Annotated in this window: 8 protein-coding genes; 2 read left to right on the top strand and 6 right to left on the bottom strand. The window is 45.7% G+C overall.

All coding sequences use genetic code 11. The features are described 5' to 3' along the window. Positions 1–135: 135 nt before the first annotated feature. The 6 genes from J4G07_19910 to J4G07_19885 form a co-directional block, all read right to left on the bottom strand. Positions 136–2,196, bottom strand: a complete 2,061-nt coding sequence (locus J4G07_19910; GenBank protein MCE2416257.1) for a hypothetical protein — start codon at positions 2,194–2,196, stop codon at positions 136–138. Next, a complete protein-coding gene (gene lptB / locus J4G07_19905; protein MCE2416256.1) occupies positions 2,165–2,905 on the bottom strand; it encodes an LPS export ABC transporter ATP-binding protein in 741 nt (246 codons plus the stop codon). Before lptB ends, J4G07_19910 begins: the two co-directional genes overlap by 32 nt. A gap of 186 nt (positions 2,906–3,091) precedes the next feature. After that, on the bottom strand, positions 3,092–4,024 hold the full coding sequence (locus J4G07_19900) for a hypothetical protein (GenBank protein ID MCE2416255.1): 933 nt from the start codon (positions 4,022–4,024) through the stop codon (positions 3,092–3,094). Further along, a complete protein-coding gene (gene lptC / locus J4G07_19895) occupies positions 3,978–4,631 on the bottom strand; it encodes an LPS export ABC transporter periplasmic protein LptC (GenBank protein MCE2416254.1) in 654 nt (217 codons plus the stop codon). Before lptC ends, J4G07_19900 begins: the two co-directional genes overlap by 47 nt. After that, positions 4,561–5,478 (bottom strand): lysophospholipid acyltransferase family protein, encoded by a 918-nt coding sequence (locus tag J4G07_19890; protein MCE2416253.1) that lies wholly within the window; start codon positions 5,476–5,478, stop codon positions 4,561–4,563. The genes lptC and J4G07_19890 overlap by 71 nt, the downstream gene beginning before the upstream one ends. Before the next feature lie 50 nt (positions 5,479–5,528). After that, on the bottom strand, positions 5,529–6,602 hold the full coding sequence (locus J4G07_19885) for a transposase (protein ID MCE2416252.1): 1,074 nt from the start codon (positions 6,600–6,602) through the stop codon (positions 5,529–5,531). A gap of 875 nt (positions 6,603–7,477) precedes the next feature. Here J4G07_19885 and J4G07_19880 point away from each other — a divergent pair. Together J4G07_19880 and J4G07_19875 are read left to right on the top strand one after the other, a co-directional pair. Continuing rightward, positions 7,478–8,791 carry an MATE family efflux transporter gene (locus J4G07_19880; protein MCE2416251.1) on the top strand — a complete coding sequence of 438 codons (1,314 nt, stop codon included), beginning with the start codon at positions 7,478–7,480 and terminating at the stop codon, positions 8,789–8,791. A 160-nt stretch (positions 8,792–8,951) separates the two neighbouring features. Further along, positions 8,952–9,803, top strand: a complete 852-nt coding sequence (locus J4G07_19875; GenBank protein ID MCE2416250.1) for a sugar phosphate isomerase/epimerase — start codon at positions 8,952–8,954, stop codon at positions 9,801–9,803. Positions 9,804–10,027: the final 224 nt, after the last annotated feature.

The raw sequence follows: 10,027 nt of genomic DNA, 5'->3' as shown, positions 1-10,027 counted from the left end.
TAGGGTGGCTTGCACCCTTCGTGGAGAGCGTCGGGTTACTGACCTCTATGAAACGAGAAACAAGAACGAAGCACGAGACTTAGGCTCTTAACAGGTCCCAAGTCTTTAGGCGTGGGTACATTGACGAATCCAAAATCAGTTGATGCGAGAATCCTCGCGGGCAGCAGACCTTTCACGTGATGTCGGAATGCCCAATTCATCGCGATATTTCTGAACGGTTCGCCTTGCGAGTAAGATACCTTTCACCTTCAAGGCATTACTGATCGCTTGATCGCTGAGCGGTTTCGAGGGGACCTCGGCATTAACCATCTCTTGAATGAGATTTTTCACCTGTTTAGCGGAGACTCCGTCTCCTTGCGTGGTCGCTAATTCATTACTGAAGAAGAACCGAAGGGGATACATGCCGTGTGGGGTTTGGACGTATTTATTGCTCGTTACTCGGCTGACGGTTGATTCGTGAATTCCTATTTTTTCAGCTATTGTTCTCAAGGTCAGGGGTTTAATACTTTTAACGCCTTGTGTTAGAAATTCCGTTTGCACCTCAAAAATTGCTTCGGTGACCCGAGCGATCGTGCTACCTCGTTGTGCCAGGCTGCTGAGCAAATTTGTCGCATCACGATACCGTTTCTCTATCCACTCTTTCGCTTCAGAATCCAAGGTATCTGGACGATTGCGCATCAGATTTACATAGTAAGGATTCATCTGTAAGCGTGGTATGTAATTGTCCACAGAGATAGCTTGATATTTTCCATTAAGGTATTGTATCTCCACGTCTGGTGTGATGATCTCCGTTGCGGAGGATCTTTTGAGCGATCGAGTCGCCGGATCCGTGAAGTAGCGACCGGGATGAGGTGATAATCTTCCTATCCACTTCGCAGCTGCATTAACCGCTGTGATGTCAACTTTCAGGTCATCCGCGATGCCATCCCATTGCTGATACAAAAAAGTGTTGAAGTGATTTTCAACGATTTCTTGGACAAGGGGCAGAATGGCGTGTTGGCTGTCAGCATTTAAATGGAAGGGTGGAAGCGTGGAAGCGTCAGCGGTGCTCCCTCCTTCCTTTCCGTCTTCCGTTCCCGTCTTTTTACCAACGGCTGATGGCTGACGGCTAACTGCCGATTCATAATTGCGAATCTGTATCAGTAATGCCTCCCTTATATCTCGATACGCTATGCCAAGCGGTTCAAAATTATCTTGTATCTTACGAAGAACAGTTTCAACGAGTGATGTATCACAGCCAACAGTTTCAGCAATATCATCCAATGTAAGTTGGTAAAAGATAAGTGCTGGCTTATGGCTGTCTGGCGGACATTCGTATAGAATAGTATATGTCTTTTTGTTATCTTTGTCGTTAATTTTCCATGCACGATGTGCAGGCATACCTCGATTTTCTGCGGAAGGAGGCAGTGTATCTTTCACAGCAATTGTAGCAGTTTTTGACAATTGAATATTAAGATCGCCCGTTGCTGCTGATAATTTTTTTTGAATAAAAATGTGCAGTTCTGTTGACAGCTCTTCTTCATCGAGGTCGGGCAGGAATTCACACGGAACTTGAAACAGTTTGAGCTCCAATTGTCCGTCATCGTTGAGGTTTCCGAGAATTTGCTCTGCGATGGCACGTTCTGTTTCTGAAGCTATAACCTCCCGTGGTGCAAGGTCCAATTGTTCAGCAAGATGTTCGTGGAGCGAACATTCATGCGCCAGGTCTGATTGTAGTTCGTCAGCGTCCGAGTATTTGGAATTTATCCGCTCGCTAACGGACACACGGTCCTCAAAAGCTGTCTCCCAATCAATATCAATGGTACTATCTTCCCGATCAAGATTTTCTTCTGGTTCATTCCATTCGGGGACTGAATCCGATGCTTCGGCGGGGAGTGTTGTCTCGTCCTCTGCTTCGAGTTCCAAGAAGGGGTTCTGCTCGAGTTCTTGACTGATGAATTGTGTCAGTTCCTGCAGCGGCATATTTAGCACTTTAAGTGCCTGTTGTAACCTCGGTGTAATGGACGTTTTCTGTGTTAATTGGGGTGATTGGGTAAGTTGCGCTTTGTACATTTCATCAAGTCTCGTTTTATTAGCTATCGGCTGTCTGCCGTCTGCCGTCAGTAAAGAGATTTCTGGTGAAATTACACACTCTTTCTGATTGCTGATTGCTAATTGCTGATTGCTATTCCACCCGATAGGAGAAATTGTGTCCAAAATAGAGGTCTCTTGCAGTCTCACTGTTGATGAGTTCTGTGGGCGTCCCGGCGAGTGTAATTCTTCCATCAACAATGATGTACGCCCTGTCAACAATATCAAGTGTTTCAGCGGCATTATGATCCGTAATGAGCACACCTAAATTGCGGTTCCGCAAGTGGCCGATGAGCTGCTTGATATCCGCCACAGCAATCGGATCTATTCCAGAGAGCGGTTCATCGAGCAGAATGAAATTAGGTTGTGCCGCAAGGGCGCGTGCTATTTCTGCGCGGCGACACTCACCCCCTGAGAGTGTATATGCCTTGCGTGGTAGTAGATTTGAAATGCCGAGTTCATCCGTCAATTCGCGGATGCGAGGTACCCGTTCTGACTTTGGCACGCCTTGTACCTCAAGGATTGCCTCAATGTTCTGTTGAACCGTCAGTTTACGAAAGATAGATGTTTCTTGTGCGAGGTAACCGATGCCAAGTCTCGCACGCTTATACATCGGGTAGAAGGTAATGTCCTTATCGTCATAGGTAATTCTTCCTGCATTCGGGCGAATCAGTCCGACCACCATGTAAAAGGTCGTTGATTTACCGGCACCGTTGGGACCGAGCAAACCGACGATCTCGCCCTGCTGGACGGATAGGCTCACGTCATTGACGACTATGGGACCCCGCCGTGTATAACGTTTTACGAGTCCGTGTGCTTGTAGTTCTACTGCCATTTTTTAATTTTACCTTGCGGAGTAATCGAGGCGATTTGAACTGTTATGTGTATTTCACCTATCTGAAGAAACACCCAAGCAAAAACACCTCCACTTCGTTACGGACTACAGGTTTTGAGGGGTCGTAAGAGAACCCTTTTTTAGATGATACCTCTTAACTGACCGCTGGCTGCCAACCGCTAATCGCTAATCCGTATCAGTCTCTTCTTCAGAATCTGTATCTTCAGCATCTTCAGCGTCTGTATCACTTTCTTCTTCCGGCTCTACATCTCCAACTTCTTCAGTATCTGCAGCAGGTTCTTCCGCAGTGTCCGGTTCAGTATTATCAGTTTCAGCATCTACGTCACTTTGGGGCTGATCTCCTGTCTCTTCAGGAGTCGTTGGAGAAGTTTGTTCTGCCGCAGTGTCTACACCGTTTTCCGTATTTTCACCTGTCTCTGAATCTACTGGTGCCGCCTGTGCAACGGTAACTTTAAATTTAACATCTCCCTCGGCAGTCTGTTTTCCGGTCACCCGATTAAAAGTAAAGAATTTAGTTTCGAGCCGATCCTTGTTTTGCAAGACGACAACGTTCTCCTGAAGAATAATGGTACTGGTCAGGTTATTCATAATAGCATGATCACAGGTAGCAAAGATATCCTGATCTCGGATTTCGACATTGCCCTCAGCGACGATTTCTTTTGTTGCGCCAGTCTCTAAATCGCGCTTGAGGGTGATTTTATCAGCGTTGAGAAACCCGATTTCAATTCCTTCCTCATTACGCCGGACTGTTTTGGCTTCGTCAATAAGAATTGTTATGCCTTCCTGCTCATAACTCTCCATTCTTTTCGAGGTGCCGGTGATTATTTCTTTTGTCGTTGCTGGTGTAGCCTCCGTATCTTCAGCAGTTCCATTCTGTTCTACAGTGTCTTCTATCGTTTGAATTTCCGCAGTGTCGGCGGGTGACAGACGTTCTTCTGTTTCTGCCTCCTCCGCCCCGAGAGTCAGGGAGATAAGAGAGACAAAAAGCGTTAGAAAACTGGCATACACACAAAAATTGCAAAATTTGCGAAACTGAAACCTGTGTTTATGTCTATCTTTGTTCAGCTCGGGGTTCAATTGGAGTTTGATCGTATTCATGTGATTTCTCATCTTTTGAGTGAAGTTCAAATTGATTGTTTTCCATTGTCACGGTTTTGAGTGTCGGATTCGAGAACATCTCTGTTCCGATCCATGTGGAATCTCCACGGACGAGTGTGACCTCTTCGGGGGCATACACCCTACCGGCAAGGTTTTGCCAATGGAGAATCTCACTATATAAAGTGCCATTTACGCTGACCCCGACGACATCCCCTGAGAGATGAAGATTATCTTTTTCGCTCCCCGTGAGAAACTGCTTGCCTTTTCGACTATTCAAGGTCATAGAAACAACGCCATCTTCAAAAATCTGAACGGTCGGATTTTGGACTTCAATGTAACTTCCGTGAAACGTTGAGGTATCTCCAACAAGTGTCCATTTGATAACACCTGCTTCGGTATGTTGTGTGAAAAACCCATCCACCTTCTGTGTCGGGACGGTTTCTATTGGCTGATCCGTTACTCCGACAGGTGCTTCCGTATTTTTACAACAAATTACGCAGAATAACAGACAGAGATACAAGGGTGTAATGATTCTACTACGGTTGTGTTTTCCACCGACGATGCATCCAAATCCACTGCGCTGGATATCGTCGGATGTAGGATTCAATAATTTTTGTGAATTTCTGCGTGTTAACAACAAGGTCTTTCTCTCTCATAGCTGTCCGTTTCAACACTAACGGTGGTTCGATAATTGCGTGGTGTGAATCATCAGGTTGCCGGACAATGAACGTTGGCAGTATCGCCGCCCCTGTTTTCAGGGCAATAGCAACTGGACTGTATGGTGTATAGGCATGCCTACCGAAAAAATCGACAAAAACACCACTCACGGCTGTATCTACATCGGCGACAATACCGAGCAGTTCATTACGTTTGAGACATCGAAGTGCATGGCGCACCCCGGTATCTCTATCAATAGTCCTATACCCCGCTTTCTCCCGGTAACTGGAGACCAATGTGTTTAGACGGGGGGAACGCAATTCACGAACAATGGGTGTAAGCGGCGCGATTGTAGCGGAAATGCTGGCAGCCAGAAGTTCCCAATTCCCAAAATGCCCAGTTAGAATGATTGCCCCTTTCCCAAGTGCCAGGGCTTGCTGCACATGCTCAGTTCCTGCAAAAGTGACATGTCGTTGAATCTGCTTCCGGTTCAAACGCGGGAACTGCATGAACTCTACCACAGTCTTGCCTAAGTTTTCAAAGCACTGTTTCGCCACTACTTTGACTTGGCGTTCATCTGAGAGTGTCAGACTGCCTCGTAAGTGGTCACATGCCAGTTCCCGCTGCTGTGGTGCCAACCAGAAAACAAGGACCCCCAACCATCCACCTATAGCCAATGTCACCGAGCGCGGCAGTCGAGATACGCAGAATCCGATTGATTTGACAGCAAACGCATAACACCAATCTTTGACACCACCCACAGCTAAAGCAGTGGGATTCCTCCGTTCTTGTTTCATAATTTACTGCCTTCCGCAAGTGAAGGTCTTACATAAACTCCACAAGCGTTTTATCTCTCCGTCTGCCCGACGGCGAGGGTCTTTAGATTTATCGCAGCGTTTATGTCTCTGTCTATAGAAGAACTGCATTCGCTACAGTGATAGGTTCTTTCTGATAACGATAACGCTTTTCTCTTGTGTCCGCAGTGGCTACACGTCTTACTTGAGGCATAGAATTGTGGTGCCTCTATAACAGGGACCCCAAGCACTTCTGCTTTGGATTTGAGCAAAGAGAGAAATCCGCCTAAAGCACTATCGGATAACGCTTTGGCGAGGTTCTTATTCCTAAGCATGTTCGTCATCTTGAGCGTCTCTATCCCGATAACACTCGCCATATTGATTATCTCTGTCGTCGCTTTATGGTGAGCGTCATTTCGGATACACGCAATCTTATAGTGGATACGTTCTACTTTACGTTTCTGCTTATACCAGTTATTCGATAGATATTCTTTCTTACTCAACTTACGTTGCTCACGCCTAAGTTTCTTCTCATACTTTTTCAGGGGCCTTGGGTTCAGATACTGCTTACCTGTATCAAGGGTTGCCAGGGAGTTGATTCCTACGTCTATACCGATAGCAGGGAGTCCACGTGTGTCTCGTAGAGCATTCGGTTTACCTGTATCTACCGTTATAGATACGAACCAACGGTGTGCTATCCTTGATATGGTTACCTTTGTAATGTCACCTTTATGTCGCAACTTCTGATACATACGCACCCACCCTATTTTGGGGAGTCTGATACGTTTCCATTCTACCTTGACTGTGTTCGGGTCGGTGCTATATGACTGACGGTTTCTGCGTCTCTTTTTCTTCGGTCTCCTGTTTTGTCCACTTTTCCAACGGCTTATAGCGTCCCCAAGATGCTTTATACCAAACAAGGCAGCACGCTGATCCATTTCGCGCGTCCAATCAATCGCACGCTTGGCTATATTGAAACGAGTATTGAGTTCTTTCCAAGGACGCGGTTCGTTGTTGTAGTCGGATAACGCATGGTTGAACGCAAAACGAGCATAACCGCATTGTTGCGAAAACCACACGCATTGGTCGTCCGTAGCGTCTAATGCTATCTTATGTGATAGAATCATTGGGCCTATCTCGTCTCCCGTATTTTATCCCCTAACCAGTGAGAGACAGGCACGCAGCCTTGCGACTACGCTGGTTATGCCTGTCTACGAGATACTCTAATGATACCACATTATCAAGGCATCGTCAAATCTTTTTTGATAATAAAGCACGAGCGGTACGGGGTTGGACCCAAGCATAAATGCTTGGGATTGTTAAGTATTATCCTTCATTAGTTAAATAGTATACTAAATTTCTCGTGAAATTACAAAGAAAAGTGTAACGCGACACAAATCCTGCTATGTATAAGCAGAATTTGGTACTTTGTTGTATTGAGGGATGATTCCCTTTATTTTTTTGATGTCCTTACGGCTTATGGAATGGATGTCTGAATGCAGGTTGCAAATGTAAAGCAAAGACAAATTTTGCCGCGTATGGGCAAAATTTGGACGAGTACGCCGCAAAACCGTGAAGAAATCCGCAGAAACCTACAAGCAAACCCTACCGGGTCTGGAGGCTCCCTATGCTTGACACATATCGTGTTCTGTGTTCATGGTTTTACCTCCTATCAAAATGCTGCGAAATCTAGCGAAATGCTGCGAAAATTTCGGCGGTTTGTCTTAAAGCATGACATATATTAAGTGTTAACACCTGCAAAAAGGACAATTGAACGATCCTGCTTGTCACGATTCACCTCAAAAACATGGTAATTTTTAGGGTGAAGTATAGCAGAAGTCGCGTGAAAAGTCACGCGACTTCTGTTTATCTGAAGTATTAACACCTGTGAAAAATATCACACTAAAAACCTACAATTGAATGACCCTGTCAGCGGAATATCCGTTGACTTTCAGGGTAATTTAGGGTAGACTCTAAGACAGAGGCAGGAACGGACATTTCCATGCATACACCTGAAAACGTCAATAAAGAAATCTATCGACTCGCCCTTCCGAATATCATCAGCAATTTTTCCATCCCTCTTTTAGGAGCGGTGGATACTGCTTTAATGGGGCGGTTAGAATCCGAGCATTACCTCGGTGCGGTCGGCATCGGTGGTGTAATTTTCAGTTTTATCTATTGGGGATTTGGGTTTCTCCGAATGGCAACGACAGGATTGACGGCGCAAGCCTTTGGGGAAAACGACACACCAGAGTGTGGACGCTTATTTTTGAGAGCAACATGCATCGGTCTCATAGGAAGCCTGCTACTCGTTATCTTTCAGTGGCAACTTGCCGATATTAGTTTCCTACTCATCAATACCAGCCCTGAAGTAGAGCATCTCGCTCGTGCCTATTATCATATTCGCATCTATGCTGCCCCCGCGACATTGTGCTTACACGCCCTACACGGTGTCTTTTTAGGTTTACAGAACGCACATTACCCAATGCTATTGACGATTGTGGTGAACCTCGTCAATATCGTCTTAAATCTGGTATTTGTCCGGTTACTCGGTATGAAGGTAGAGGGTGTCGCTTTAGCAACTGTCATTGCCCAATATGTCGGAGTGCTATTGGCGATTCTGCTTTTTTTCAGACGCTATAGAAGTATCTTGACAGGCTGGAATATCAGGGAGGTACTGTTACTGTCCAAGTTAAAGCGGTTCCTACGTATCAGTGGCGACATTTTCATCAGGACCTGTTGTCTTGTGTTTAGTCATGCCGTTTTCACAGCGAAATCCGCGGCTTTGAGTGATACATACCTCGCGATTAACACGATCTTGCTTCAGTATATCTATATTCTGTCGTTTGCGATTGATGGTCTTGCGTTCGCCGCAGAAAGCTTGATCGGCAGGTACAAAGGCGCACATGACCTGCAAAGTCTGAAACGGACGACGCGTCTCATCTTTCTGTGGTCATTTCTGTTCGCAGGTGTGATTATGCTAATTTTTGTATTCTTTGGGGAGCAATTGCTATATGTTTTTACAAATCAGAGGTCGCTTGTCGAACGTGCAGAAGTGTATCTGATTTGGGTAATCGTCGCGCCTGTGATTAACGTCGCCGCCTACATTTGGGACGGCATTTTTCTCGGAGCGACTGCTTCAAGAGCCTTACGGAATTCTGTAATTGTGTCAACACTGCTCTACTTAAGCGCAGTCTATCTGTTGATGCCTTATGGGAATCATGGGTTATGGTGTGCGCTGACACTGCTTCTGGTTGCCCGCGGTGTATCGCTAACAGTGCTGGCACCCAAATATCTTTTTAAATCAAGTCAGTGATTTCTAACAGATATGCCATCTTAAAAAATGAGTCGTCAAAAACTGAATAGTCTTACTCGACACCACAAAAAAGTTGAAACGCTTTCCAACTTGTGCTAAACTGCAAAAAATAGCATACATATAAATCCATGTTATTAAGCTATAAGGAGAGCAATACAGAATGCCAAAGTTTGGTGTAAATTTATTACTCTGGGCGGATAAGTTTGATAGAGAAACCGCAGACCTGATTCCTAAAGTTGCCGAAATGAGGTTCGATGGTGTCGAAATCCCCATCTTTGATCCAGACACAGTGGATATCCCTTATACGCAAGGATTACTGAAGGATACTGGCTTAGAACCTATCGGATGTAATATCATGGCAGGGGACAGGAATCCAATTGACGAAGATCCTGCGATTCGCGAAAATGGGAAAACCTATCTCAAGCGTTGTTGTGAGATTGTTGCCGAATTGGGTGCCGATACACTGGTTGGACCGATGTATAGTGCTGTCGGTAAACTCGTTGGACGCGGTAGAAACGAACAGGAATGGGAATGGTGCGTTGAAGGTTTGCAAGATGTTTGCGAATTCGCTGGAAAACACGGCGTTACGCTCGCAAGTGAACCACTCAATCGGTTTGAAACCTATTTCATCAATATTGCCGAAGACGCTGTTAAACTTTGTGAAGCAGTAGATAGCCCCTACTTCAAAGTGCATCTGGACACATTCCACATGAACATTGAGGAAAAAAATCAGTCCGACGCGATTATTGCCACTGGGGATTACTTACATCACGTTCACTGCTGTGAAAACGATCGAGGAACTCCGGGCACGGGACTGGTAGACTGGGATGGTGTTTTCGGTGCGCTCGCTGAGGTGAACTACGACAAATGGCTGGTGATTGAATCGTTTACACCGGCAGTCAAGGAAATCGCTGCAGCGACCTGTATCTGGCGCGACATCGCACCGAGTGCTGAAAGTCTCGCGACAGATGGACTCGCGTTCCTCAAAGAGAAAGCAGCTCAATACCTATAGCATTAACCGATTTGTAGTCGTGCCATTTTGCGGCGTACTCGCCCAAATGCGAAGTGCATTAGTGCACGTTTATAAGAAGGTCGGACCATAAGAGGAGGGATTGAGATGCTCTATATCAAATGGCTCGTTTTTTCCTACGCGATATTTTTTGCTTCTTTCTTAACAGACGGAGTGCAAGCACAGCACGCGCCGTCAGATGGAACAGAAGCAAGTCTTGCTGACGA

The organism is Candidatus Poribacteria bacterium (genome assembly GCA_021295715.1).
Lineage (GTDB): Bacteria > Poribacteria > WGA-4E > WGA-4E > WGA-3G > WGA-3G.
Note: the sequence above shows the minus strand (reverse complement) of the source record. Positions and strands in the feature narration are given on the sequence as shown.

Coding starts and splice junctions, on each gene's coding strand:
- lptB (MCE2416256.1), bottom strand. CDS start 2,905: ATGGCAGTAGAACTACAAGCACACGGACTCGTAAAACGTTATACACGG.
- J4G07_19900 (MCE2416255.1), bottom strand. CDS start 4,024: ATGAATACGATCAAACTCCAATTGAACCCCGAGCTGAACAAAGATAGA.
- J4G07_19890 (MCE2416253.1), bottom strand. CDS start 5,478: ATGAAACAAGAACGGAGGAATCCCACTGCTTTAGCTGTGGGTGGTGTC.
- J4G07_19885 (MCE2416252.1), bottom strand. CDS start 6,602: ATGATTCTATCACATAAGATAGCATTAGACGCTACGGACGACCAATGC.
- J4G07_19880 (MCE2416251.1), top strand. CDS start 7,478: ATGCATACACCTGAAAACGTCAATAAAGAAATCTATCGACTCGCCCTT.
- J4G07_19875 (MCE2416250.1), top strand. CDS start 8,952: ATGCCAAAGTTTGGTGTAAATTTATTACTCTGGGCGGATAAGTTTGAT.